This window comes from Pseudomonas sp. WS 5411, assembly GCF_012985595.1.
Taxonomy (GTDB): Bacteria; Pseudomonadota; Gammaproteobacteria; order Pseudomonadales; family Pseudomonadaceae; genus Aquipseudomonas; species Aquipseudomonas shahriarae.
The window spans coordinates 330550-355883 of the sequence record NZ_JAARMC010000003.1 but is presented as its reverse complement, the minus strand read 5'-3'; the positions used below and the strand labels follow the sequence as shown (position 1 = coordinate 355883).

The window sequence follows — 25334 nt, the reverse complement described above, 5'->3', positions numbered from 1 at the left end:
ATTTTCCCGAGAACAGAAATGAGACTGTCCCGCTTTTTCACCGATACCCCGTTGAGCCTTGGCGACCACGAGTTGCCCGAGGCCCAGGCGCACTACATCAGCCGCGTGCTGCGCATGAACGAAGGCGATGCCGTGCAACTGTTCGACGGTTCTGGCCAGGAATTTCGCGGCAGCCTGCTGGAAGTCGGGAAAAAACGCGTGACAGTGCAACTGACCGAAGCCTTCGCCGGCCAGGTGGAGTCGCCTTTGCACATTCATCTGGGTCAGGGCTTGTCCCGTGGCGAGCGCATGGACTGGGCCATCCAGAAAGCCACCGAGCTTGGGGTCAACGCCATCACACCGATTTTCAGCGAGCGCTGCGAAGTGCGCCTCAAGGACGAACGCGCCGACAAGCGCCTGCTGCACTGGCGCCAGGTCGCAATCAGCGCCTGTGAGCAATGCGGGCGCTCCACGGTGCCGGTGATTCACCCACCGTTGTTGCTGGCCGATTGGTTGAAACAAGCCGAGGCGGATTTGAAGTTGGTGCTGCACCCGGTGGCCGAGCCACTGGTGAGCCATGCCAAACCGTCGAGCCTGGCGTTTTTGATCGGGCCGGAGGGAGGCTTGACCGATGGCGAAGTCCAGAGCGCGCAAAATGCTGGCTTCCACGCCGCACGCCTGGGCCCGCGAGTATTGCGCACCGAGACCGCGCCCGTAGTTGCGCTATCCGTCGCGCAACAACTGTGGGGCGATTTCTAACCCCACTGTGCAAACCCAATCAAAACGGTGGGAGCTGGCTTGCCAGCTCCCACATCGGGATGGGTGGGTTACTCCACCGGATCGCTGACCGGCTTGGCAATAATCGCCTTCAGCTCGCTGGTCATGGGGAATTCCAGGTTCAAGCCCTTCGGTGGGATCGGCTGTTCAAACCAGCGCTGGTAGATCCCATTGATTTCCCCCGAGCTGTACAGCTCGCCCAGGGTCTCGTTGACCACCGCCAGAAACTGCGGGTCGTCCTTGCGCACCATGCAGCTGTAGATTTCCCGCGATTGCTCCTCGCCCACCACCACCCACTTGTGCGGGTCCTTGGCCTTGGCGCGCTCGCCGTAGAGCAACGCATCGTCCATATAAAACGCCACGGCCCGGCCCGATTGCAGCATCTGGAACGCTTCGCCGTGATCCTTGGCGCTGATCACCGACATATCCAGCTTGTGCTCGTGGTTGTAGCTCTTGAGGAAGCGCTCGTTGGTGGTGCCTGCAGTGGTCACCACGTTCTTGCCGCGCAGGTCGGCGAAGCGCTGGATACCGCTGTCCTTGGCAGTGAGCAACTGGCCCTTCACGTAGATAAAGCCATAGGAAAACGCCACCTGCTTCTGCCGCTCGGCCGTCACCCCGGTGGAGCCGCACTCCAGGTCAACGGTACCGTTGATCACCAACGGAATACGGGTCTGGGAGGTGACCAGGTTGTACTTCACGTTGAGCTGGGGCACGCCGGTCTTCTGTTGGATACGCTCGACAATCTTGCTCGCCAGGTCCACCGAATAGCCCATGGGCTTGCCGGTATGGTCGCCGACATAGGAAAACGGCACCGACGCATCGCGATAGCCCAGGGTGATGCTCTTGGCGTTCGCGACCTTGGCCAGGGTGCCCGTCAGCGGCGCTTCATTGGCCTGGGCCTGGGCAGTCAACAACAGCCCCAGCGCAGTGCCGATCAACGTGATTTTTTGCATTGTTATTCTCCGTTGGTTTTCTTGTTATGGGCGGCGCACAGCGATGACGCTGATTTCCACCAGCACACTCGGGCGTGCCAGCTCCGCCTGCAGGGTGGTGCGGGTCGGTGCCTGGCCGGGCGTGAGCCAGGCGGACCAGGCATCATTCATCGGCGCAAAGCCCTCCTGAATGTTTTTCAGGTAGATCGTCGCGTTGAGCAGATGATCCTTGTCGCTGCCGGCTTCGGCCAGCAGCGCATCAATTTTGGCCAGCACCTCTTGGGTCTGGGTGGCGACGTCCTGGCCCTCGCCCGGCACCTGGCCGGAGAGGAATACCAGGTCCTGGTAGGTCACGGCGCCCGACAGGCGACTATTACTGTTGATCCGGGTGATGGTCATTGCAGTGTCCTATGCGGCGCGGGGCGCGAGGCCCTGCATATCAATGGAAGGGGTATGCCGGCCGATCAGTTCGGCCAACAGCTGGCCGCTGCCACAGGCCAGGGTGAAACCCAGGGCGCCATGGCCAAGGTTGAGCCACAGGTTGCGGTACACACTGGCGCCAATCAGCGGCACGCCGCTGGGGGTGGCCGGGCGCATGCCGGCCCATTCGATGGCCTGGCTGTAATCGCCGGCCAAGGGGAACGTCTCACTGGCCTGGCGCTTGATCAGGGCCAGGCGCTTGGGCTCAAGGCCCGTATCAAAGCCGACGATGTCGACCATCGCCGCCACCCGCAGTTGCTCACCGATCCGCGCGTAGACGATCTTGCGGTCATAGTCGGTGATGCTGATTTTCGGCGCGGCGTGCTGCTCGCCAATCGGCACGCTCAAGCTGTAGCCCTTGAGCGGATACAGCGGCAACGCGATGCCCGGCAAGGCCAACTCGGGGCTGCGCACCCCCGCCGCCAGCACCAGGTGCTGCACCGGCATCACCTCGCCACCCAACTCAATCGCCTGCACCGTGCCGTTGGCATGGCGGATACCCGTGACTTTGCGCCCCAGCACAAACCGGCAACGACCCGACGCTTCCAGGCGTGCCGCCAATTGCTGGCAGAAGCCATGACAATCCGCCACTTCTTCATTGGGTGTGTAGATGCCCCCGACAAAATCCGTGGCCCCCAGGGTCGGTTCCAGGCGCGTGCAATCGGCCGCCGACAGCACTTGCTGTTGCAGGCGATCGAGCACCTTATTGCGAGCGTGTTCAAACGTGTGGTGGCTGCGAAACGTCACCAGCTTGCCGTTGCGTTTCCAGTCGAAACCGTCCAGCCCGTCTTCTTCGCGCCACTGCTGCAAGATGCCCTGGCTCAGGCTGGCCAGGCGCAACAAGTGGCCGGCATTGCGCTTGTTTACCGAAGCCCGGCAGGCGCCGAGGAACGAGGCCATCCAACGCCATTGCGCCGGGTCCAGGCGCGGGCGCAGCTTCAAGGGTGAATCACCGCGCAGCAGCCAGCCAATGGCTTGCAGCGGCACACCTTTGTCCGCCAGCGGCGCAACGTAGCGATAGGACAACTGGCCGCCATTGGCAAAGCTGGTCTCGCTGCCCAGGCTGTCGCGGGCCTCGACCACGGTCACGTCCATGCCGGCGCGCACCAGGGCATAGGCACTCGCCAGACCGATGACCCCACCGCCAATGATGCAAACCTGCTGAGCCATGTCGATTCCCAAGCGTTGTAATGAGCGTCCAAGGGTAGGGGCAGGTGACAGGCGCCGGACAATGAATAAAGATGGGCCACCTATAAACAAAGGTTATGGACTCGTCATGCGCTTGCGTCATATCGAAATCTTCCAGGCCATCCGCCAGACCGGCTCGGTCAGCGCCGCCGCGCAGTTGCTGCATGTCTCGCAACCGGCGGTGACCAAGGTGCTGCAACATGCCGAGCTGCAACTGGGCTTCCCGCTGTTCCTGCGCATCCGCGGCAAGCTGCAGCCCACCCCGGAAGCCCTGGCCCTGGAGCGCGAAGTCGATAAGGTCAGCGAAAGCCTGCAAGGCGTGCGGCGCCTGGCGCAGAACCTGCGGCGCGCACCCGGCCAAAGCCTGCGTATCGGCGCTACGCCAGCCCTGGCCTTGTCGCTGCTGCCGCCGGCGATTGGCGAATGGACCCAGCGCTACCCGGACATCGCCTGCGAACTGTCCAGCGCCCACAGCCGTGAGCTGGTGCAAAACCTGTTGATGCGCGAGATGGATGTGGCGCTGACCCTCAAGTCCCCGGACCATCCGGGGCTCAAGGCCCAGGCATTGGCCCACGGCGTGTTGGTGGCCCTGGCGCCACGGGGCTTCTGGCCGGCGTCGGAACTGGGCAAGCCCTTGCCCTTGATGGCCCTGGCGGGCGCGCCGTTGATTGGCCTGTCGAGTGCCGACCCACTGTCGGCGCGGCTCGATAGCTACCTGGAAGCGGTCGAGCCGCCGCCGCGCGTGCGGATCTCGGTGCAGACCTATTCCCTGGCCCGCGCCATGGTCGAATCAGGCGCCGGCCTGGCGGTGATCGACCCTTTCACCGCGCTGGGTGCATCCACCGACAGCACCTGCATCCGCCCCCTGGCCCCGCCGCTGCCCATCACCCTGTATGCCCTGAGCCGCGCCGACGAACCGCCGCCGCATATGTTGGCGAGCCTGTTGGAGATCTTTGGCAGCCGTGCACAGGAGCAGTTAGACCGTCTCTAAAACACCACAAAACCCATGTGGGACTGGGCTTTTGTGAGAACTGGCTTGCCTGCGATGCAGGCGCCTCGGTTCATCAGTTAAACCGCAGTGATGCTATCGCAGGCAAGCCAGCTCCCACACAAGCCAGCGGCTACAGTTTCAGAGCACGTAGCGCATGATCGCCACAAAATGCAGCAGGCTGCCACCAATCACAAACAAGTGCCAGATCCCATGGGAATGCCTTAACCGGTGTTCCAGGGCAAAAAAGATAATCCCCACCGTGTACAACACCCCACCCGACGCCAGCCAGATAAACCCGTCCATGCCCAGCGCGGCAATCAACGGTTTGACCGCCACCAACACAATCCAGCCCATCACCGCATAAATCACAATCGACAATATGCGCGCCTCGGAACGCGGCTTGATCTCCTGCAGGATCCCGATCACCGCCAGCCCCCAGACAATCCCGAACAGCGTCCAGCCCCACGGCCCGTGCAGGGTCACCAGGCAAAACGGCGTGTAGCTGCCGGCTATCAGCAGGTAGATCGAAAAGTGATCGACCTTCTGCATGATCGCTTTCTTGCGCCCGCGCACGCTGTGATACACCGTCGAGGCGCTGTACAGCACCAGCAGCGTAACCCCGTAGATCGCCACGCTGACGATCTTCCACGGGCTGCCGTCCATACTCGCCACCACCAACATCCACACCGCGCCGATAAAGGCTGCCACGGCGCCGAGCAAATGGCTCCAGGCGTTGAATCGTTCTCCGTGATACATGTGTCGCCGACCTCCAAAACTGCTGCGTCTACCCCATAAGGCTCAGGCCTGCCAGACGAGAGTGCAAGACCGTTATGACGACTGCGGTACAGATAGCGCTACATGGCTGGGAGCAGCGGGGTTTTGCGGGCACAATCGAACGCATTCGAATAAGAGTCATCGCCATGCTGATCGACGAAGAATTCACCCTCAAGAAACTGGAAATCTTCCTGGCCTTCATGCGCACCGGCAACCTGGCCCGCGCCGCCGCCGAGTTGCAGACCAGCAATGTCAGCGTGCACCGGGCCATCCATTCCCTGGAAAACGCCCTGCGTTGCCCGCTGTTCAAACACGAAGGGCGCAACCTCACCCCGCTGGAAAGCGCCTACGTCCTCGAAGAACGCGCACAGAAGCTGGTGCAAGAGGTGGTCGACAGCGTGCGCCTGACCCGCGAAGCCGCCGGTTTTTCTGCCGAACGCTTCAAGCTCGGCGCCTTGTATTCACTGACGGTCAAGACCGTGCCGCAACTGATCATGGGCCTGAAAATCAGGCGCAGCGAGCTGAATATCGACCTGATCCTGGGCTCCAACGTCGACCTGATGTACAAGCTCAAGAACATGGAAGTGGATGCGATCCTGATCTCCCTCGACGACCAGGCCGTCGAGCCGGACTGCGCGCAGATTCAGCTGTTTTCCGACGACATCTTCCTCGCCACCCCCGCCGACTCGCCCCTGGACCGCGAACAGGAAATCGATCTGGCCCAGGTGCGCGACGCCACCTTCATCACCCTGACCCAAGGCTTCGCCACCCACCAGGACGGTGCGCGGGTGTTCAAGCAGGCGGGCTTCGAGCCGAAGGTGGCGATGCAGGTCAACGACATCTTCACCCTGCTGAGCATGGTCAGCTCGGGCGTTGGCTATGCGCTGCTGCCGGGGAGGATTGCGGCGGTGTATGAGAACCGGGTCAAGCTGATCCCGTTGCAGCCACGCTACCGGTTGCAGCAGCACATTGGCGTGGTGTTCTTGAAGGCCAAGGAGCGTGATCCGAACTTGCTGGCGTTGTTGGCGGAGTGTCGGATGTATGCCAATCGGCAAATTTGAAACCGCCATCGCAGGCAAGTCGAATCGTCGCACCGCAGCTCCCACATTTGAATGTATTCACACATCAAAATGCGGGAGCTGCTGTGCGACTTGCCCGCGATGAGGCCCGATCATTCAATCGAAATGTTGTGCTCTACCCCACCAACCCCCGCATCAGCAAAAACAACAACGAAGGCCCCAACAAACACCCCAGTGCCGTATAAAACGCCGCCGTCAGGCAGCCATAAGGCACCAGCTTCGGATCAGTCGCCGCCAACCCGCCAGCCACACCGCTGGAGGTCCCCATCAACCCGCCAAAGATCACCGCACTGCGCGGGCTGTTCAGGCCGATCAGCGGCGCGACGAACGGGGTCATTACCATCACCAAAATGGCCTTGATCAACCCCGCCGCAATCGACAGTGCCATCACCTCGGAACTGGCGCCAATCGCCGCCCCGGTCACCGGCCCGACGATATAGGTCACAGCACCCGCGCCGATAGTGGTCAGGCTCACCGCATCGGTATAACCAAACGCCATGGCCACCCCGACGCCGGCGATAAATGACGAACCGACGCCGACAAACAACGCCAGCACCCCCACATACCCGGCGCGTTTGAGTTCATCGACGCTCACACCAAACGCGGTGGCGACGATGGCAAAGTCCCGCAGCATCGCCCCGCCCAGCAGGCCGATGCCCGACAGCAGCGGGATATCCACCACGCCCTTGGCCCCGCCGGTAAACGCACCGCCCACATAGGACAACACCAGCCCCAGCAGGATCGCGATGGCCGAGCCATGCAGGCGGCCTTTGGTGAAGTTGTCGCTGATCCAGTAGGACACCCACATGGTCAGGCCGATCACCGCAAAACCACTGATCAGGCCGTAGCCGGTGATGACTTTCATCAAGGATTCGTACATAGCGCTCACCCTGCCGACTTGGTGGGAACGACCGCATCCGGCTCACGGTTGCCGAGGCGTACCAGCACCGGCACCAGGGCAAATGCCACCACCACCGCGCTCGTACCGGCGAGGATCGCCATGGGGCCGCCACTGATCGCGCCATATACGTTTTGCTGGGCTGCCATGGCTACCACAATGGGAATGTACACCGCCGCCCAGAAGCTCACGCCCTGCTCGGATTTGCCGGTAAACAGGCCACGCTTGCCGAGGTAACTGCCCAGGCCGATCAGCAGCAACATCGCGATCCCCACCCCGCCGACGTTGGCCGGAATGCCCATCCATTGGCCCAACAGCTCGCCGACAAACAAGCCTGCAAGGGTACACAAGGCCAGAAACGCCACACCGTAAATAATCATGCTGGTAGTCCTCTTGATGCTTGATCGAAATTGTTGTTTTTGTGCTTCGAAAGCCAAGCTCACGTTTTATCGGTGGTGGCGGCCCTCCTGTTCCAGCAGGGCCTGCAAGGTGTCCAGGCGCGCGCCTTCGAAGGCGATCACGGTGCCTTGCTCAAACACACGCCGCGCCAGGCCAGTGAGGACTGCGCCCGGTGGCAGTTCGATCTGCAGGCGTACACCACGCTCATAGGCGCTTTGCACGGTGCCGCGCCAATCAACGATGCGGCACATGTTGAACGCCAGGTCGTCGCGCAACTGCGCGGGATCACGGATCGGCCGCGCCCGGGTACTGCTCAGGTAAGTGATGGCCGGCGCCTTGAGCGCAACCTTGGCGAATGCCTCGGCGAGGGCCTCGGCCGGCTGCTCCAGCAGTGCGCAATGAGACGGCACGCTGACGGCCAGGCGCTTGGCCACGGCCTGGCCTTTGACACGATCCGCGACACGCTGCATGCCGGCATCGCTGCCGGCAATCACGCACTGGTTGTCGGCATTGATATTGGCCAGGTACACCGGGGTTTGCGTGCTGTGGACCTCGGCGAGCACGCTTTCGACGGTGGATAACTCCAGGCCGATCAGTGCGGTCATGCCATAGCCCTGTGGATAAGCGTGCTGCATCAGTTCACCGCGCAGGCTGACCAGCCGGAGCGCATCGGCAAACTCCAGGGCGCCCGCGATCACCGCCGCCGGATAGGCTCCGATGGACAGACCCGCCACGTAATCCGGGATGCGTTGCAATTGCCGGGCATGGGCCACGCCGGCGATCAGCAGGCACAGTTGCACAGCGCGGGTGCTGGCCAGGGCGTGCGCCGAATCGAGCTGGCGCACATCTTCGACCAACGCATCACTGGCCTCATCAAGGACGCTGGCGGGCAGTTGTTGGAGCATGCCCGGACGCTGGGCGCCCTGCCCCGGGAACACCAGGAGGCTGCTCATGCCACCGCCTGCCAAGGGTCGTTGACCAAGTGCGCACCGCTGGCGTTTTTCAGCAGTACCCGCTGCGCTGGGCCGGCCCATTCGCGCAAGGCGACGGCGCCATAAGGGGTTTGCAATTGCAGGTCCACGGCACACGGCGCGGTGTCCAGAATCGCCAACAGACCCTCGGCATCGCCGCGATCAAGACGCTCGGGAGTGCGCAGCAGCAGGTCCAGATCGCTCTGGGCATGCAGCGCTTCAATGCCCGTGGCCAACTCGAACCCCGCGCTGCCGGTCACGCCCCAAGCCTCTTGCGCCAGCACCGGCCGCAGTTGATCAAGGGCGCGCAACGCTGGCAAATCACGGGGTGAGATCATTCCGCGCAGGGCCTCGGGTGTCACTCGCCGTTGCACAGCCGCCAGGGGCATCACGGCCGCAAAACGCTGCTCGCGCAAACGCCCACGCACACCCACCGCCACATAGCCCGGTTCGGCCAGCGCCCGGCGTACCACCACCGGCTGCCCCGCCCCGATCACCGCCAGTACCCAGGCCGGTGCGTCAGCAGGCAGGTGCGCTGGGGTCATGCCCCAGAGCAAGTCGTGGGCGTTCACCATTGTTCCCGCAGCAGTTGGCGCACATGGCTGGACGCGGCACGGTTGGCGGCGCCCAGGCGCCCGCGCAAATCGCGCACGCCGCTGTTCTGCACATCCTTGATCGCCTGCACCAGGCAATCCCTGACCCGCGCCAGGTCGTCGACGGTCGGCTGTTCGATCTGGCTGACCGTCAGGGTTTCCCAGAGCAAGCCGAGGCTGGCATAGCTGTCGATGTCATAGGCCATGGGCGGCACGCTGGCGGCCAGGGCTTCCAGTTCTTCGACACTGCGCAGGGTCACCCGCGCCGCCGAGGCTTTGCCCATGGCGTGCACCATCACCCCAGGGTCGCGCAGGGCGATCAGGCGATTGGCCTGGTAGCCATGGGCGAGAAACGCCCCGGACATGGCCTTGCCCACCAGCAACCCGATCACCGGGTGCCCGGCCAGGCGCGCGCGGGCATAACTGTCTGCCGCCGCCGCCAGGGCTTGATGGATGCCCAGGGCTTCTTCGCGACGGCCATAGGCCTGGCTGGGCACGTCGACGATGGCAACAATCGGGCGTTGATCGCCGCTGGCGACGGCTTCATCCACCGCCTTGGCCAGGCCCCAGCCTTCCAGCAAACCGACTTCCCCCTGGCGCGCCCGCGGGAAGCGGTTGGCAGCATCCGGCACTACCGCGATAAAACGTACGGCCTGCTCGCCGAGCACGCCATCGGCGACTTTCAACGACGCCGGCAAACCCGCCACTGGCGCTGCGCCGGCGCTCAATGCGTTGAACCACTGCAAGCCTCTCATGGGCGTTCTCCCTGATACAGGTCGCGAACCGTGGCCGGCTCGATCTGCGGTTCGGCGTCCAGCTCAGCCAGGCGCGCCAGGTAATAGTCGGCCTGACGGCTGCGTTGCACTGCCGGCAAACCTTGCTGCAACAGTTCACTGATCTGCTGGCGGATCTGCGCCACATCGTCCGCCACATAACGGTCGGCCAAGCCGCTGTTGAAGCGCTGCTCGCCGCCGGTCAGGCTCCAGATAAAGGGCCGGTCACGGGAGTCGTATTCTTCAAGGCCGGCTTCCTGTTCGATCACTTGTGGGCCGTTCAAGCCCAGGCGTGCTTCGCGGGTCACCAGCAAGTAACTGCACAGGCCAGCGGCAATGGACATGCCGCCAAAACAGCCCACGCTGCCGGCCACCACGCCGATCACCGGCTGGTACTGGCGCAGGTCGACAATCGCGGCGTGGATATCGGCAATCGCCGCCAGCCCGAGGTTGGCTTCCTGCAAGCGCACGCCGCCGGTTTCCAGCAGCAACACAGCCCGCGTGGGAATGCCGTTGCGGTTGTCCTCGGCGGCCAGTTCCAGGGCACCGGCGATTTTCGCGCCGCCCACTTCACCCAGGCTGCCGCCCTGGAAGTTGCCTTCGATGGCCGCAATCACCAGCGGCAGGCCGTCGAGCGTGCCCTTGGCGATCACCACCCCATCGTCGGCCTGCGGCACCACGCCCTGGCGACTCAACCACGGCGACATCACGCGCTGGAACGGGTCGATCAGTTCACGGTAGCTGCCGACATCCAGCAAGGCCTTGGCCCGCTGGCGGGCACCGAGTTCGACGAAGCTGTGCCTATTGAGTAAATCATTCATGGCCAAGCTCCTCGAAACCTTGCTCCAGGCGCAAACGCACCACGCCGGGGGTGGCGCCAAAATCGTGGATCTGAATGTTCAAGGCCGGTGGGGTCTGTTCCTGGAAGATCCGCTGGAACAGGTGCTGCCAGCGTTGCTCGGCGCCGTTGACCGAGGTTTGCACCTGGATGCTCAAGGTGCCCGCCGTGCCTGGTTCCAGCAACACTTCAAGGTCGCCGGAACCGACGCAACCCACCAGCGCGCGGCCTTTGGGCGGCTGCCCGGCGGGGAATTCAAAGGATAGGGTTTCCATCAAAACGCTCCGTCGCAAGACTCGATGCGGTCGATAAACAGGCACGCGGCCAACAGGTCGGCGGCGCCACCGGGGGAAGCATTCAGCGCCAGCAGTTGCTGGTCCAATTCATTGAGGCGACGCCGCCCCGCCAGGCTCGCGCTGCCGCCCGCATCCAACACGGCCTGGGCGCCTAGTTGCATGGCCTGCAGGCCGTCGGTGCCGGCGCGGTAGAGCACGCAGGTGTCGGCCAGCTGGGTCATGATCGCCAACAGTGCGTCGAGGCGCGCGTTCTGCTCGCCGTGGTGTTGCAGGCGGCTTGCATGCAGTTGCGGCAGGCCGCGTTGCAGCACGGCGGGGAAGCCCAGTTGCGCTTCTTCGCGGGCGCCACGCACGCCATAGCGTTGCGCGACTTGCGCGCCATGGCTGAGCGGTTGCGGTGCAAAACGGTCATTGAGCAGGGCCAGGCGCGCAGCCCGTAGGCTCAGGGCACTGGCGTGACGGGAGGTGGGGTCCAGCGCGGCAGCGGCCACCAGCAGACCGAGGGCCCAGATCGCGCCACGGTGAGTGTTCACGCCCTGAGTGGTGGCGAGCATCGCCTGCTCGCCTTCGCGGCCGATCCGTCCGAGGGCTTCGCGCAGCGGCAGGCCAATCTCACCCAGGGCAATCGCCGCTTCGGCCATTTCCTTGAAGGCCGGCCACAGGGACAGCGCCGAGGCGTGCATCAGGCCCAGGTGCAAATCCTGATGGGCACCATTGCCGCGCCGATCCACCAGCGCCGGTTTGGGCGACAGGTCCGCTTCGTCGATCAGCGCCTCGACCGCCAGGTCCGCCAGTTGCTCGGCCAGGGTCAGTGTGTGCAGTTTGAGTGCTTGCATTTACCAGCTCCTGAACTTGGCGGGCGGGTTGTACAGGCCACCGGACCAGTCCACCAGGTCGGCCACGCTTTTGGCCGCCAGCAGTTCGCGGGTGGCATCGGTGCGGCGGATCCCGAGGTCTTCGGGCAAGGCGATCAGGCCTTCGCGGCGCATGCGCGCGGTGTCCTTGGGGTTGTGGCGCAAGCCGATGGCAGTCACCCCGGCGACCGCCGCGATCATCGCCTGGCGCTCTTCCAGGGAGCGCGCCTTGTACAGGTAGGCGATGCCTTCTTCGGTGAGCAAGTGGGTCACGTCGTCGCCGTAAATCATGATCGGCGCCAGGGGCATGCCGCTTTTGCGCGCCACTTCCACCGCGTCGAGGGTGTCGACGAAGGTCGGTTTGCCGCCCTCCTGGAAGGTCTCGACCATTTGCACCACTAGTTTTTTGCCGCGTTCCAACAAGGCTTCGGGGGCGTCGTCGTGGCGCATGTCGAGCCAGGCCGGGGTGCCGTGGCGGCGCCCGCGCGGGTCGTGGCCCATATTCGGCGCGCCACCAAACCCGGCGAGCCGGCCACGGGTCACGGTGGACGAATGACCGTCGCCATCCACCTGCAAGGTGGCGCCGATAAACAGGTCCACCGCGTATTGCCCCGCCAGTTGGCAGAACATCCGGTTGGAGCGCAACGAGCCGTCGCGACCGGTGAAGAACACATCCGGGCGCGCGGCGATGTAGTTTTCCATGCCCAGTTCGGTGCCGAAGCAATGCACGCTTTCGACCCAGCCACTTTCGATGGCGGGGATCAGCGTCGGGTGCGGGTTGAGGGTCCAGTTGCGGCAGATCTTGCCTTTAAGGCCCAGGGACTCGCCGTAGGTCGGCAGGATCAGTTCAATCGCGGCAGTGTTGAAACCAATGCCATGGTTCAGCGACTGCACATTGTGTTTTTCGTAGATGCCACGGATCGCCATCATCGCCATCAACACATGCACCGGCTTGATATGCCGGGGGTCACGGGTGAACAGCGGTTCGATATAGAAGGGTTTGTCGGCCACCACCACGAAATCCACCCAACTGGCCGGGATGTCCACACGGGGCAAGTCGCTGACGTCGTCGACCAATTGGTTGACCTGCACGATGACGATGCCATCGCTGAAGGCCGCCGGCTCAATCAGCGCCGGGGTGTCTTCGGTACTGGGGCCGGTGTAGATATTGCCGGCGCGGTCGGCCATAAAGCCGGCGGACAGCACCACGTTGGGGATCAGGTCTACGACCAGTCGCGCATAGAGTTCGATGTAGGTGTGGATCGCGCCGACTTCCAGCAGGCCGTCTTCAAGGAGCTGGCTGATGCGCAGGGATTGGGTGCCGGCAAACGAGAAATCGAGTTTGCGTGCGACGCCCTTTTCAAACAGGTCCAGGTGCTCGGAACGCCCGACGCTGGGCATGATCATGTGCAAGTCATGGAGCACGGCCGGGTCGGCCTTGGCCAGGGAGCGCGAAAGAAAGTCAGCCTGCTTCTGGTTATTGCCTTCCAGCACCACCCGGTCGCCGGGCAGGATCAGGGCTTGCAGGGCCTCGACGATCCGGTCGCTGGGCAGCACGGCCCCGTCGGCAAACGCCTGCACCAGCCCGAGCCGCCGCCGCTTCTCGTCGCGGCGCCGCGTCCAGCGCGAGTCGGGGGTTATTGTTGTTGTCATGATCGCTCCACGGGTTCGCTGTCGTGGAGCTCACCATAGGAGTGAATCGGGGGGGTATCAATCAAGCTCGGTGGTGGACTGTTACGGTTGGAGTAACGGTCAGGAGCGCCGCCATTCCCTGCGCTGGCGCCACACGGTCCAGCCCATCGCAATGCCCGCTACGCCATGGAACCCCAGCACCGCCGCCAGGCTCCAGCTCACCAGCCCCCAAATCGCCTGCACGTACACGGGCAGCAGAAACAGCAACAGCCCAAACAACACGGCCACGCCCAACTGTTCCCACTTCATCAATCGACGCAAATAGGAGACGATCGCACAGCCCGACGCTGCGCCCAGGAAAGCCAGCAACAGGCCAGTGACTTCCTGCCCCGACACCACGGGCCAATCCAGGAGCCACAGGAGCAGGCAGATAGCAGCCAACACCAGTGAACACACCAGGATAAACACGAACAGGTATTCAAAGACCGTCAGGCCCCAGTTCCGGATGCTTGCGCGGGTCTGTTCAATTTCGGCCTTGCTCGGTCCGTCCGATATGGCCACCGCAAGCAGGCCCGAACCCAAACCGCCCAGGCTCATGACCACCAGGTTTTTCACAACATCCTTGATTTCTTTGCCTGTGTCGCTAAGCACGAGGGTTTCCAGGTACCCCAGAATAAACACCGCGCCCACCACCGAAATCCCGAAGCCTACGAGCTTGCCGCGCCGTGTCGGGTACTTCATCGTCGCGCAGGCAGTGAGCACCAACACCAGGAACCACAACAGCAAAGCACCGGTAAACGGGGTGAGGTTGTACAGCCAGGCAAATACGTCAAATAGCCACATTGTGTTGTTGCTTCCACCGAAAGACTCCTTGGGTTATCGGCGGGTTTACGTGGGGCTTTACCCGAGCAGGCATCAGTCCCAAAAAGGGAACGAACGGTCCCTTTCTGGGACTGATCAAGTTTTACGCAGCGGCCGCAGGCGATATTTGCTCCAGCGCACGCTCGACCAGCAGTTGGCCCAGTTCGGTCATTTGTTGGATGGCCAGGAGTACGCCGCGCTGGGCGCCGTTGAGCTCAAAGGCCAGGGCGTTGAGGGAGGCGAGGGTTTCGCTGGCGTTGACCAGCAGGGTTTCGGTGTTCTGGTGTGGGTTGACGGTGAAGATACTGGATGAGGTAGGTGGGTTGGGGGTGGGTTTGATCATGGTGAACATCTCCGATATGTGAAGGAGACTGACACCACTTGCTTGCACGCAAATCGGGTGGCAGCTGTGCGCAGGTGTGCAAGACCGGGCATATCGGACCCCGGCAGACCCAAAGGTCTCCCACGCACAGCCGCCATAACAAACACAGCAGACAAAAAAAACGCCCGTTGAATGGCTATGGGCGTTGGTGCGCCGATATGTAACCGGACTTGCACGTCCGTGTCACCGTTTTTTGCGATGACCGACCAAGCCTAGGCGCGAAGGCGGCGAGCGACAAGTTCATGGGCGGCACGAAAACGTGCGGGAAAAATCTGAAGGAATCATGCCGCACGATCATTCCTACAGGTTTTGGGGGTTGTTGCTCGGACATCGCCTCACTAGCCTTTTGTATCCGAACCCTCTTGCTCACACTAAAAATGAATGCCTATAGACATACAAAACATTCAATATTGACTGCCTATAAACATACATATAGCCTGAAAATGTATGCCTATAGGCATTCGATAAATTAAGATCAACGATGCAAACACATCCGCAATTTCGCGGTGTGAACATCTGATAGGCAAATACGGGTGCCCCCATGACCTCCTCCTCACTCAACGAACTGCGCCTTGCCCAAGTAGAAAAGGCCCTGGAGCCGTTTGAAACACTAAGCGGTAAATCCACCCCGCCTGGAGGATGGCTGCGCTCGATCAGAGAATCATTGGGCCGATCGCTGAGGTCCCAGGCAGCCCTGCTTGGCGTTGCCTTTGCGACGTTGCAGCAGTCGGAGCAGGCCGAAGCCGATGATCGCATCACACTCGCCCAGTTGCGTAAGTTGGCGGCAGGTCTGGACTGTGAGCTTGTTTACGCTCTGGTGCCAAGAAAACCGCTGCGCGAGATGGTGCAGGCGCGCGCCGAGGTACTGGCCAGGCAAGAAGTGATGGGTGTCGCTCATACGATGGGCCTCGAAAACCAGCGCCCGTCAGATACGTTCGTCGAGCGTCAGGTGGCCGCTCGCCGTATGGAATTGCTCCGCGGCTCATGGGCTCGATTGTGGCGATAGTACTTGAGCTGAAACCCGGCCAAACACCCCTGGATCCCGACGAAGTAGCAGGGCTCAAGCCTAGGCACATCACCACCCAAGGCGAGCTGGATGAATGGGAAGCTGCAAACATCCTCAAGGCAATGCGTTGGCTGGGGCGACAAAACAAGCTTGATGTCTTGAATGAACATTTCTGCCGTCAACTCCACGTCAGAATGTTCAGTGATACATGGAAATGGGCTGGGACATTCAGGCACTCCGACAAAAATATCGGCTGCGACTGGACGAAGATTTCAGTCAACCTACGTCACCTTCTAGACAACACAACGTATTGGCTGGAACACGATGTATTCCCGTGCGAAGAGGTTGCTGTCCGCTTCCATCACCAACTGGTTTCACTGCACCCATTCCCCAATGGCAACGGTCGCCACGCGCGCTTGATGGCTGACTGCCTGCTCAGACAACAAGGGCTCGCACTTTTCTCCTGGGGAAGCGCTAACCTGATCGCCGCCAATGAAGTCCGTATGCGCTACATCCAGGCACTGCGCGCAGCCGATCTGAACGATTACGGCCTGCTTCAAGCTTTCGTGCGCAGCTAGCTGTGGGAGGTCTCCACACATTGGGTCTTCAGAGGTGCTGAGAACGGGGGTTCAGGCCAGGCCAGCTTCGACCAGCAGCGCTTCCAGCCCCATCAGGTCCGGCACTTTCGCCACATGTTCGCCGACCTGTACCGCCGCCAGTTCCAGCGGTGATAGGGGGACGTCCACATAACTCAGTTGGCTGTCGAGCTTGTACGAACGGGGAATGCCCTGGATCACCAGCGCAATAAACTTCAATGTCGGGCGCCCGCCCAGGGCGTTGAGCACGACGATTCGTGCGCGTTCGCTGACGACGCTGGTGCCACCGCAGGCCGCTTCAAAGCTGATCAGGGGCAGTTGCTGGTCGCGCCAGGTCACTGGCCGCAAGTACCACGGCGGGGCGTCGCTGGCCGGTTCGCCGCGCTGGAAGTCGATCAGCTCGGCCACCGCCACGTTGGGCAGCAGCAGGTGGCGGTCGGCCAGGGGCAGCAGCAAGCCGGTGAGTTGACTGGTGCGGTGGTCAAGCATGTTTCGGGCTCCAGTAGGCGATGCTTTCGAGCAACACCGACTCTTGATAGGGCTTGCCAAGGTAGTCGTTGACGCCAATCGCCATGGCCCGGTCGCGGTGTTTCTGGCCGGTGCGCGAGGTGATCATAATGATCGGCAGGCGCGCGAGCCGCGGGTCGTTGCGCACCTGGATCGCCACTTCAAAACCATCCATGCGCGGCATTTCGATGTCCAGCAACATCAGGTCGGGGGTGTGTTCTTCAAGCAAGGCGATGGCGTCGATGCCGTCCTTGGCGGTCAGTACGTTCATGCCGTTGCGTTCCAGCAGGCGGCTGGTGACTTTGCGTACGGTCACCGAATCGTCCACCACCAGCACCAGCAACCGCTGTTTTTTCTGCGGCTCGTTGACCGCCAATGCGGTGTCCGCCGCCTGGGCCGGCAAGGCCGGGGCCAGGGCGCGGATATGCGCCAGCAGGTCGATGATCAACACCACCCGGCCATCGCCGAGGATGGTCGCCCCCGACAGCCCCTGCACCGCCGCAAACTGCGGGCCGAGGCCCTTGACCACGATTTCCCGGGTGCCGGCCATGTCGTCCACCTGCACCGCAATGTACCGCTCGTTGCACTGCATCAGCAGCACCGGCAGCGGCTGGCTTTGCCCCAACAGCTTGGGCCGGGCCACGGTGTGCAGCAACTCGCCCAGGTAATACAACTCGTAGTGCTGGCCGGCGTATTCATACACCGGCGGGTCCAGTTGGTAATGCCCTTCCAGCTCATTGGGCAGCACGCGCACCAGGCCCTGGATGGTGTTCAGCGGAATCGCGTACTGATCCTCAAAACACTGCACCATCAATGCCCGGTTGACCGACACGGTAAACGGCAGGCGAATGCGAAAGTGCACGCCCTGCCCCGGCGTGGAGTCGATCACCATGCTGCCGCCCAGTTGGCGCACTTCTTCATGCACCACGTCCATGCCCACGCCGCGCCCGGAAATCTGGGTGATTTTTTCGGCGGTGGAAAAGCCCGGCTGCAAGATGAACTGCAACACGTCGCGGTCGCTGATCTCCATCTCCGGGTCCAGCAGGCCGCGCTTGATCGCCTTGCGCCGCACCGCATCCAGAGGCACGCCCGCACCGTCGTCACGCATGTCGAAGATGATGTCGCCGCCTTCGTGGCTCAGGTCCAAGGTGATCCGGCCCTTCTCCGGCTTACCCGCCAACAACCGCGCATCCCGCGATTCCAGGCCATGGTCGACGGCGTTGCGCAGCATATGTTCCAGGGGCGCAGCCATGCGTTCCAGCACGTTGCGGTCCATCTCGCCCTCGGCATTGCCGACCACGAATTCCACGTCCTTGCCCAGCTCGCCGGCCACTTGCCGCACGATACGCTTGAGGCGCGGCAGCATGCGCTCGAACGGTACCATGCGCGTGCGCATCAGGCCCTCTTGCAGCTCGGTGTTGATCCGCGCCTGTTGCTGCAACAGGTTTTGCGCGTCCTGGTTACGCTGGTCGAGGGTCTCCTTGAGGTCCAGCAGGTCCGAGGCTGACTCGGACAACGCACGGGACAACTGTTGCAACTGGGAATGACGATCCATTTCCAGCGGGTCGAATTCTTCATAGCCCAGGCGCTCGGTTTCGGCGTGCTGACGGCTGAGGATGCGCCCCTGGGTCTCGGTATCGAGGCGGCGCAGTTGGTCGCGCATACGCTCGATGGTGGTTTCCACCTCGCTGAGGGCGGCGCGAGCATCGTTGACCTGCTGCTCGATACGCCCACGGAAAATCGAGGTTTCGCCGGCCAGGTTGACCAGGTCATCCAGCAGCTCGGCAGAGATTTTCACCATGTCCGCGCCCGGCTCGCTGGCTGCCGGCGCTTCCGGTTTGCTGGCGACCATGGCGACCGGTACCGCCTGGTCCTCGCTGGGCTGGACCAGGCTTTTGATGCGTTCGATCAGGCGTTCCACCGAGCCGACCGGCAACCCCGCCGCCACCGCCTCGACCATCTGCGCCAGACGGTCGTGACAGCCTTGCAGCAGCGCGAACAGCTCGCTGGTGGGCGCCAGCAAGCCCGCCGACAGGCCTTCGTAGAGAAACTCCAGCTCATGGGCCAGGTCACCGATCGGGCCGATTTCGACCATGCGCGCGCCGCCCTTGAGGGTGTGCAGGTCGCGCAGCAGGGTCTCGACTTCCTGACGGCCCTGGGGCTCGGCCTGCCAGCGCAACAGCGCGGCGCCGGAGCTGTCGAGGATGTCGGCCGCTTCTTCAAGAAAGATATCCAGCAGCTCGGGATCACTACCGGCCCCCTGCGCCTCGGGTGCAGTGGGCGCCGCGACCGGCGCAGCGTTCTGGCGCACCTCGCGCAAACGGCTGATCAGGGCGTTGGAGTCGCTCAGGGGTTGCTGCTCTTGCAACTGCTCCAACTGCAAGGCCAGGTGTTCGTGGCTGTCCATCAACACTTGCGCTATTTCACCGGAGTAGCTGTAGCGCCGGTCCACCAGGCCCTCGTAAAGGCTTTCCAGTTCCTGAGCCAGATCGCCCACCGGGCCGATTTCGGCCATGCGCGCGCCGCCGCGCAGGGTATGCAGGTCCCGTTGCAGGGACGACAGCGGCGCCACGCCGTCGGGCTCCAGCAACCAGCGCTTGAGGGATTGCCCGGCGCTGTCGAGGATATCCACCGCTTCCTCAAGGAAAATCTCGACGATTTCATCGTCCACCACCCAGTCCTGTTGCAACTGCGTGGTGGCCGCCCCCAGTTCGGCAATGCTCAATGCGCGGCTGCCGTCGGTTTTGATCAGGCCGGTGGCGCTGGGGTCCAGCCCTTCATCGAGCAACTCGCGCAAGGCTTTCATGCGCGCCGGCGCCGGGCTGACTTCCTGGCCGGCGGCCAGTTGGTCGAGCATATTGATCAGGGCTTCATGGGCCTGCTCGGCCTCCTGGAAAAACCGCTCGCTGACCGCCAGGCTGCTCTCTTCCACTGCGCCATACAGGTCGAGCAAGGCTTCGCACAGCTCATCCATCGGGTGCAGGTCGGCCAGGTGCGCGCCCTCGCCCAGGGTGGTCAGCTCGTCCAGCAATGCGCTGAGTTCCTGGCGCTCGCCAGGGTGTTGCTGCCAGCGCCGCAGCAGGCTTTCGGCGTCGAGCAGGATGTCCATGCCCTGGGCCAGGAAGTTGCTGATCAAGTGTGGGTCGCGCTTGACCCGCAGGCCGGCGCTCGGCGCATTGAGCACCGCTTCGAGATGGCTGTCGAGGTGCGCCTGGGTGCGCTTGATCAAGTCGGCCGCGCCGTTGATGGGCACCAGAGGATCGCTGTCCAACTGGCGCAGGCCGCGCTGGAACAAGGCTTCGCCCTCCAGCAGCAGTTCGATTTCATCCAGGTCCAACGGCAAGCGATGGGCCTTGTATTCACGGGTCAGGTGGTCCAACGGCCGCGCCAGTTCGGCGATGGGCAGCACCCCCGCCATGTAGGCGCTGCCCTTGAGGGTATGCAGGGCGCGTTGCAACTCATCGCTGACGGGCAGCGGCATCTGTTCGGTGGCCTGGTGCAAAAACTGGTTGAGGCTGTCCAGGTGGCTCTGCGCTTCGTTGCGGAAAATTTCCAGCAGCAGCGGGTCGAGTGCGCTGTCGTCCGGCTCCATGGCTTCGGGTAACGGCGCGCCACTGGCCAGGGCATGGGCGCGCGCGGCAAGCAGGTCGACATCATCGCGCTGGCGCTGGGCGTCCGCGGCGAACTCGGCGATCAGCGCCGGCAAGAGCACCAGCACATCATCCAGCACGGCCTGGACCTCGGCACCCGGCGCGACCACCCGCTCGAGCACGCGGTTCAGCAGGTTTTCCACGGCCCACGCCAGCTCCGCCAGCACCAGGGCTCGCACCATGCGCCCACTGCCCTTGAGAGTATGGAAGGCACGGCGCATGTCGCTCAGGGCGGCCTTGTCTTCGAGGCTGGCAGCGCCTTGGGGTATCAAGCGCTGCAGCACTTCCAGCACTTCGGCGGTTTCTTCCAGGAACACTTCGCGCAGTTCATCATCCACCGACTCTTCGTCGGCCGGTGGCGGCAACAGGCTGCCCGGACGTTGCAGTGCCGGCGGGTTGAGGCGCGGCGTCGGGCTGGCGAGCGCCTGTGCCAGTGTCTGGGTGTTATCCGTGGTTTCATCGCTCAACGCCGAGCGCTCCTGGCGCCAGGTCTGCTGGGCCTGCAGCGGCGCGTAACCCAGCGCCGCGAGGCCTTCGTAAGCGATGTCCAAGACGCGTTCGCCGGGCGCGTCCGGGTCCTGGAGCATGCGTTCGAGGTAGTGCTCCAGGCTAGTGAGCACGTCAGCAACATGCTCGAGTTGTGCCGCAGAGGGCGCAGTGTCCTGGACCATCAACTGCTCATCCACGTAGTCATTAAAACCACGCATCAGGCTCGCCGCACGGGGCAGCGGAATCATTGCCAGGGCGCCACGCACCTGGGTCAGCAGCTCTGGCAGGGATTCCAGGCGTTGTGTATCCCATTGCGCCTCAAGGCAGTCAATGATCAACTCCCGCGCCTGCTTGAGGCACTGGCACGATTCCTTGATCACCAACTGGTGGATCTGGGTCAGGTCGGTGGTGGGCAGGCGGCTGTCTTCACGGTTTTGCGGCTCGACAGTGCCGACCATCCCGGCCAGGGTCGCCTCGACATAGAGCAGGGCCCCGGCGACATCCATCAACACCGCGTCGTTGGGCTCGCGCTGCCCCTGGGCCAGGCCCTGGACCACCGCCAACTGGTCGATGATGACTTTGCGCGGCTGGCCAAAGCCAAGCACCGCCAGGGTATCGGCGATCTGGCGCAAGGGCGCCAACAGGCTGTCGAGGTCCGCGATGTGCTGGCGGTCACTGCGCACAAACAGGTCCAGGCGTTCCTTGACCCGCACCAACTCCTCACACAACGCGCCGAGCACCGAGCCCATGGCATTGCGGTCCGGCCCGGCCAGGCGCGCGCGCTCGGCATCGACCACGGTGCTGTCGGGCAAGGCTTCATCCAGGCCGTAGCGTTCCTTGAGGCTTTGCATGCGCGGCGTCGGCCGGGTGACTTTGGCGATATAAAACAGCAGGCTCTTGAGCAACTGGTCCGGTGCCGGGCTGTTGATCCCTTCGATGCCCTGGGTTTGCAGGCGCTTGAGCACCTTGTCGCAGCTCTTGAGCAGGCTGCGCAATGCCGGGCTATTGGCGATCACGCCAGTGAGCATGCCTTCGGCCAGCGCCGAGGTGACTTGCCACAACGGCAGCAATGGCGCGCCGTGACACAGTGCTTCCAGTTGGGCGAAGACCCGTGCCATGTCTTCCAGGTTGCTCGGGCCGTGGTCTTCACGCAGCAGCCCGGCCAGGCCCTGTTGCAGCATTTGCCGCCAGTGCTGCAGTTGCTCGGCAAAGTCGGCCGGTGCCCGCTGGGCCAGAGCGTCATCGGGCAGCGGGGCGATCACCAGCAGTTGCGGGCTGAACAGGCTGGTTTCCGAGAGCAGGCTTTTGCCGTGCACGCTGCGCAGGTCGTTGAGCAGCGGCAACACTACCAGGGGCAGGTCGCGCCGGGCGCTGTGCACACGGTCCAGGTACAACGGCAGTTGCCCGAGGGCCTGTTGCAGCAAGCGGATGCCTTCTTCGCGCTGGCTGACGTGCCCGGCTTGCAGGGCCTGGGCCAGGTGCTCCATTTCTTCGGCGAGGAGTGCCGCGCCGTAGAACTCGACCATCTGCAGGGCGCCGTGGACCTGATGAATGCCCTCCAGGCACTGCGCGAGGGCTTGCTCGCTGGCGTCGTCGGCAAAGGCGTCCAGTGCCGCACGGGCCTGCTTCAGGGTGTCGGCGATCTCGCCCTTGACCCATTCGAGGGCGACGTAGTCGTGCCGGTCAACCATAACGACTCCGGAGTGAGTTAACACCGCAATACAAATGTGGGAGCTGACCCACCGCTATCGCAGGCAAGCCAGCTCTCACAGGGGTTTTGTGCAGGTGTTGAGAGGGCATGTCATTCATCGGTCTTGCGCACGGGCGGCAAGGTGAAGCCCGATACCGAGCGGCGCAACTGGCTGGCCATTTTGGCCAGGTTGCCAATGCTTTCGGCGGTGGCCGTGGAGCCCGATGAGGTCTGGCTGGTGATTTGCTGGATCACGTTCATGGTCAGGGAGATCTGCCCCGCCGACGAGGTTTGCTGCTGCGCCGCGTTGGAGATGCTCTGGATCAGCGCGGCCAGGGTCTTGGACACCCCTTCGATTTCTTCCAGGGCCACCCCGGCGTCCTGGGCCAGCCGCGCGCCGCGCACCACTTCGGTGGTGGTCTGCTCCATGGAAATCACGGCTTCGTTGGTGTCGGTCTGGATCGCCCGCACCAGGTTCTCGATCTGCCGGGTGGCGGCCGACGAGCGCTCGGCCAGGCGCTGCACCTCATCGGCCACCACTGCAAAGCCGCGCCCGGCGTCACCGGCCATGCTCGCCTGGATCGCGGCGTTGAGGGCAAGGATGTTGGTCTGGTCGGCGATATCGTCGATCAGGCTGACAATATCGCCAATTTCCTGAGACGATTCCCCCAGGCGCTTGATGCGTTTGGCGGTGTCCTGGATCTGTTCACGGATGTTGTCCATGCCGTGGATGGTGTTGTGCACCACCTCGTTGCCCTTGTTGGCGATCTCCACCGAACGTTCGGCCACGGCCGAGGACTCGGCGGCGTTGGCCGATACCTGGTCGATGGATTGGGCCATCTGGTTGATCGCCGTGGAGGCTTCGGCGATCTGCTGGGCCTGGTGCTCCGAGGCCTGGGCCAGGTGCATGGCGGTGGCCTGGGTTTCCTGCACCGCACCGGCCACTTCACCGGCAGTGAGGTTGATGGTCGCCACCAGGTCACGCAACTGGTCCACCGAATAGTTGATGGAATCGGCGATGGTGCCGGTGAAGTCTTCGGTCACCGAGGCGGTCACGGTGAGGTCGCCGTCGGCCAGGTCTTCGATTTCGTCCAGCAGGCGCATGATCGCGTTCTGATTGCGTTCGTTTTTCTCGGCGGTTTCGCGCAACTGACGATTGGTCTCGCGCACCATCACCAGGCCGATCAGGATAATCGAGGCCAGCGCCAGCAAGCCCAGGGCATAGCCGCCGATGGTGTCGAGGGTGCGCCCGCCGGCCAGGTTTTCAAAGCCGGTGGCCAGTTGCGAGGCTTCATCGAGCAGGGTCTGCGAGAGGCTGAAGATGTTGCTCGCCGAGGCGCGCACCTGGAACAGTTGTGGCGAGGTTTCGAGGATTTCATCCACGGAGCCGGAGACAAACTCGAACAGCTCGGCAATTTCCGCCAGGCGCGCCCGGGCGTCCGAGTCTTGCACCTCACTGATCTTCAGGCCGGCACTGCCCTGGAGCATACCGGCCAGGACTTGGCCAAAACGGTTGGCGTCGCGGCCAAAGGCGTCGGCGGCCTTGACCGCCGTGTCATCTCCCGCCAGCACCGTGTTGACCGCTCCCAGGATGCGCTCGGCCAATAGCGACTGGCGCTGGGCCACCGCCACCTGGCTGGCGGGCGCGCCGCGTTGCAGCAGGATCTCGACGACCTTTTCCGACTCGATCTGTAATTGCGGCACGGTTTCGGCCAGGGTCGCCGCCACTTGATGCAGGGACAGCACCGTCTGCTCGCTGGCCAGGATCACGTCGGTGTTCTTCAGCAAGGCTTCCCAGTCATGCTGCACGGCGCGCATTTCGCTGCGCACGGCAGCGGGTGCAGCGGGCAGGCCGGTGGCCGGGTCGCCTTTTTTCAGGTAACCCCAGCGCTGGGCAAAATCATTGCGCGCCTCACTCAGCAGCTTGAACGCGGCGGCCTTGCCGGCGGCGGCCTCCGTGGCGTTCTTGGCAATGCGCTGGGACAGCACCCGCAGCTCGCCGGCGTGGCCGATGTACTGCTTGTCGTAGGTGGACTGGGTGTTGAGGTACGCGAAGTTGGCGAACAGCAGCATGATGAAGATGATCAGCGCGATAAACAGCACGATGATCTGCGAACGGCTACGGGAGGCTTCCTGCGGTTTGACGGGGGTGGCGGTGCTCATGCGGCAACATCCAGAAAGCCCGGGGCCTGGGCCAGGGCGAAGGGGCTGAAGACCTGCCACAGCGGGTCGCCGCTGAACTGGCCTTGGATAAACGCGGCGCTGGCGGCGGGCACGCTGGCCGATGCCGGAAGCAGCAGGTCCTGGGCAAAGTGTTGCAGGCCGACCACTTCATCCACCAGCAGGCCGACAAAGGTGTCTTCGTGCTCGATCACCAGCACCCGGCGCTGCTTGCGCGCCGCCGACAGCTCATAGCCGAAAAACCCACACAGGTTGATCACCGGCAGCAAGCGCCCGCGCAGGTTGGCCACGCCCCTGACCCAGGGCTTGACCCCCGGCATCAAGGTGCAGCGCGGTTCATGCAGCACCTCGGCGACTTCGCCCATGGGCGCCACATACCAGTGCCCGCCCAGGCGAAAGCCGATGCCGCTCCAGCTGTGCGACCGGGTTTCCTGGGACGGCAAATCAGCGGCCAGCAGGCGGCAGCGGCGATCGATGTCCAGCAGCAGCTCAAAGGCGGTTTGCGACTCGGTCATGGG

General features: G+C 63.3%; 24 protein-coding genes. 5 read left to right on the top strand and 19 right to left on the bottom strand.

Annotation, left to right across the window (positions count from 1 at the left end):
- Window positions 1-18: 18 nt before the first annotated feature.
- Window positions 19-738, top strand: coding sequence for a 16S rRNA (uracil(1498)-N(3))-methyltransferase (locus HBR93_RS08295; protein ID WP_057440352.1), 720 nt, complete (start codon window positions 19-21; stop codon window positions 736-738).
- Window positions 739-806: 68 nt separating this feature from the next.
- On the opposite strand, the gene HBR93_RS08290 is transcribed toward HBR93_RS08295, so the two are convergent.
- Genes HBR93_RS08290 through HBR93_RS08280 form a run of 3 tightly spaced genes read right to left on the bottom strand, consistent with a single transcriptional unit; the run spans window position 807 to window position 3338 of the window.
- Window positions 807-1709 carry a transporter substrate-binding domain-containing protein gene (locus HBR93_RS08290; RefSeq protein ID WP_057960864.1) on the bottom strand — a complete coding sequence of 301 codons (903 nt, stop codon included), beginning with the start codon at window positions 1707-1709 and terminating at the stop codon, window positions 807-809.
- A 24-nt stretch (window positions 1710-1733) separates the two neighbouring features.
- Window positions 1734-2087, bottom strand: a complete 354-nt coding sequence (locus HBR93_RS08285) for a RidA family protein (protein ID WP_115129190.1) — start codon at window positions 2085-2087, stop codon at window positions 1734-1736.
- Window positions 2088-2096: 9 nt separating this feature from the next.
- Window positions 2097-3338, bottom strand: a complete 1242-nt coding sequence (locus HBR93_RS08280) for a D-amino acid dehydrogenase (RefSeq protein ID WP_115129191.1) — start codon at window positions 3336-3338, stop codon at window positions 2097-2099.
- A gap of 106 nt (window positions 3339-3444) precedes the next feature.
- Here HBR93_RS08280 and HBR93_RS08275 point away from each other — a divergent pair, with 106 nt between their 5' ends.
- Entirely contained in the window at window positions 3445-4347 is a 903-nt protein-coding gene (locus HBR93_RS08275; protein ID WP_169960117.1) for a LysR substrate-binding domain-containing protein, read from the top strand.
- Window positions 4348-4485: 138 nt separating this feature from the next.
- Here HBR93_RS08275 and HBR93_RS08270 read toward each other — a convergent pair whose 3' ends face one another.
- Window positions 4486-5103 (bottom strand): hemolysin III family protein, encoded by a 618-nt coding sequence (locus HBR93_RS08270; RefSeq protein ID WP_057960867.1) that lies wholly within the window; start codon window positions 5101-5103, stop codon window positions 4486-4488.
- Window positions 5104-5267: 164 nt separating this feature from the next.
- Between HBR93_RS08270 and HBR93_RS08265 the strand changes: the two genes are divergently transcribed.
- Complete coding sequence (locus HBR93_RS08265) at window positions 5268-6182, top strand: LysR substrate-binding domain-containing protein (RefSeq protein ID WP_057440356.1); 915 nt, start codon at window positions 5268-5270, stop codon at window positions 6180-6182.
- A gap of 133 nt (window positions 6183-6315) precedes the next feature.
- Here HBR93_RS08265 and madM read toward each other — a convergent pair whose 3' ends face one another.
- The 11 genes from madM to HBR93_RS08210 all read right to left on the bottom strand — a co-directional run bounded on the left by madM (window position 6316) and on the right by HBR93_RS08210 (window position 14658).
- A complete protein-coding gene (gene madM / locus HBR93_RS08260; RefSeq protein ID WP_115129192.1) occupies window positions 6316-7080 on the bottom strand; it encodes a malonate transporter subunit MadM in 765 nt (254 codons plus the stop codon).
- 5 nt (window positions 7081-7085) lie between these two features.
- A complete protein-coding gene (madL, locus tag HBR93_RS08255) occupies window positions 7086-7478 on the bottom strand; it encodes a malonate transporter subunit MadL (RefSeq protein ID WP_115129193.1) in 393 nt (130 codons plus the stop codon).
- 66 nt (window positions 7479-7544) lie between these two features.
- Window positions 7545-8450, bottom strand: coding sequence for a malonate decarboxylase subunit epsilon (mdcH, locus tag HBR93_RS08250; protein ID WP_169960116.1), 906 nt, complete (start codon window positions 8448-8450; stop codon window positions 7545-7547).
- The gene (locus HBR93_RS08245) at window positions 8447-9043 is read right to left on the bottom strand and encodes a malonate decarboxylase holo-ACP synthase (protein ID WP_169960115.1); all 597 of its coding nucleotides are present in this window, start codon (window positions 9041-9043) and stop codon (window positions 8447-8449) included. The genes mdcH and HBR93_RS08245 overlap by 4 nt, the downstream gene beginning before the upstream one ends.
- On the bottom strand, window positions 9037-9816 hold the full coding sequence (mdcE, locus tag HBR93_RS08240) for a biotin-independent malonate decarboxylase subunit gamma (protein WP_169960114.1): 780 nt from the start codon (window positions 9814-9816) through the stop codon (window positions 9037-9039). The genes HBR93_RS08245 and mdcE overlap by 7 nt, the downstream gene beginning before the upstream one ends.
- Entirely contained in the window at window positions 9813-10655 is an 843-nt protein-coding gene (locus tag HBR93_RS08235; RefSeq protein ID WP_169960113.1) for a biotin-independent malonate decarboxylase subunit beta, read from the bottom strand. The genes mdcE and HBR93_RS08235 overlap by 4 nt, the downstream gene beginning before the upstream one ends.
- Window positions 10648-10947 (bottom strand): malonate decarboxylase subunit delta, encoded by a 300-nt coding sequence (locus tag HBR93_RS08230; protein WP_169960112.1) that lies wholly within the window; start codon window positions 10945-10947, stop codon window positions 10648-10650. Before HBR93_RS08230 ends, HBR93_RS08235 begins: the two co-directional genes overlap by 8 nt.
- A complete protein-coding gene (locus HBR93_RS08225) occupies window positions 10947-11804 on the bottom strand; it encodes a triphosphoribosyl-dephospho-CoA synthase (RefSeq protein ID WP_169960111.1) in 858 nt (285 codons plus the stop codon). The genes HBR93_RS08230 and HBR93_RS08225 overlap by 1 nt, the downstream gene beginning before the upstream one ends.
- Window positions 11805-13475: a malonate decarboxylase subunit alpha gene (mdcA, locus tag HBR93_RS08220; RefSeq protein WP_169960110.1), complete on the bottom strand. Its 1671-nt coding sequence runs from the start codon at window positions 13473-13475 to the stop codon at window positions 11805-11807.
- Between the two features lie 99 nt (window positions 13476-13574).
- The gene (locus tag HBR93_RS08215) at window positions 13575-14297 is read right to left on the bottom strand and encodes a hypothetical protein (RefSeq protein ID WP_057440362.1); all 723 of its coding nucleotides are present in this window, start codon (window positions 14295-14297) and stop codon (window positions 13575-13577) included.
- Between the two features lie 121 nt (window positions 14298-14418).
- On the bottom strand, window positions 14419-14658 hold the full coding sequence (locus HBR93_RS08210; protein WP_057440603.1) for a DUF6124 family protein: 240 nt from the start codon (window positions 14656-14658) through the stop codon (window positions 14419-14421).
- 580 nt (window positions 14659-15238) lie between these two features.
- Between HBR93_RS08210 and HBR93_RS08205 the strand changes: the two genes are divergently transcribed.
- Window positions 15239-15703 (top strand): mobile mystery protein A, encoded by a 465-nt coding sequence (locus tag HBR93_RS08205; protein WP_057440363.1) that lies wholly within the window; start codon window positions 15239-15241, stop codon window positions 15701-15703.
- Entirely contained in the window at window positions 15682-16281 is a 600-nt protein-coding gene (locus HBR93_RS08200) for a mobile mystery protein B (protein ID WP_162947776.1), read from the top strand. The genes HBR93_RS08205 and HBR93_RS08200 overlap by 22 nt, the downstream gene beginning before the upstream one ends.
- Before the next feature lie 51 nt (window positions 16282-16332).
- Here HBR93_RS08200 and HBR93_RS08195 read toward each other — a convergent pair whose 3' ends face one another.
- The 4 genes from HBR93_RS08195 to HBR93_RS08180 form a co-directional block, all read right to left on the bottom strand.
- Window positions 16333-16788 carry a chemotaxis protein CheW gene (locus HBR93_RS08195; protein ID WP_057440365.1) on the bottom strand — a complete coding sequence of 152 codons (456 nt, stop codon included), beginning with the start codon at window positions 16786-16788 and terminating at the stop codon, window positions 16333-16335.
- Window positions 16781-22636 carry an Hpt domain-containing protein gene (locus HBR93_RS08190; RefSeq protein ID WP_169960109.1) on the bottom strand — a complete coding sequence of 1952 codons (5856 nt, stop codon included), beginning with the start codon at window positions 22634-22636 and terminating at the stop codon, window positions 16781-16783. Before HBR93_RS08190 ends, HBR93_RS08195 begins: the two co-directional genes overlap by 8 nt.
- A gap of 110 nt (window positions 22637-22746) precedes the next feature.
- The gene (locus HBR93_RS08185; RefSeq protein WP_057960880.1) at window positions 22747-24798 is read right to left on the bottom strand and encodes a methyl-accepting chemotaxis protein; all 2052 of its coding nucleotides are present in this window, start codon (window positions 24796-24798) and stop codon (window positions 22747-22749) included.
- Window positions 24795-25331, bottom strand: coding sequence for a chemotaxis protein CheW (locus tag HBR93_RS08180; RefSeq protein ID WP_057960881.1), 537 nt, complete (start codon window positions 25329-25331; stop codon window positions 24795-24797). Before HBR93_RS08180 ends, HBR93_RS08185 begins: the two co-directional genes overlap by 4 nt.
- Between the last annotated feature and the right edge of the window lie 3 nt (window positions 25332-25334).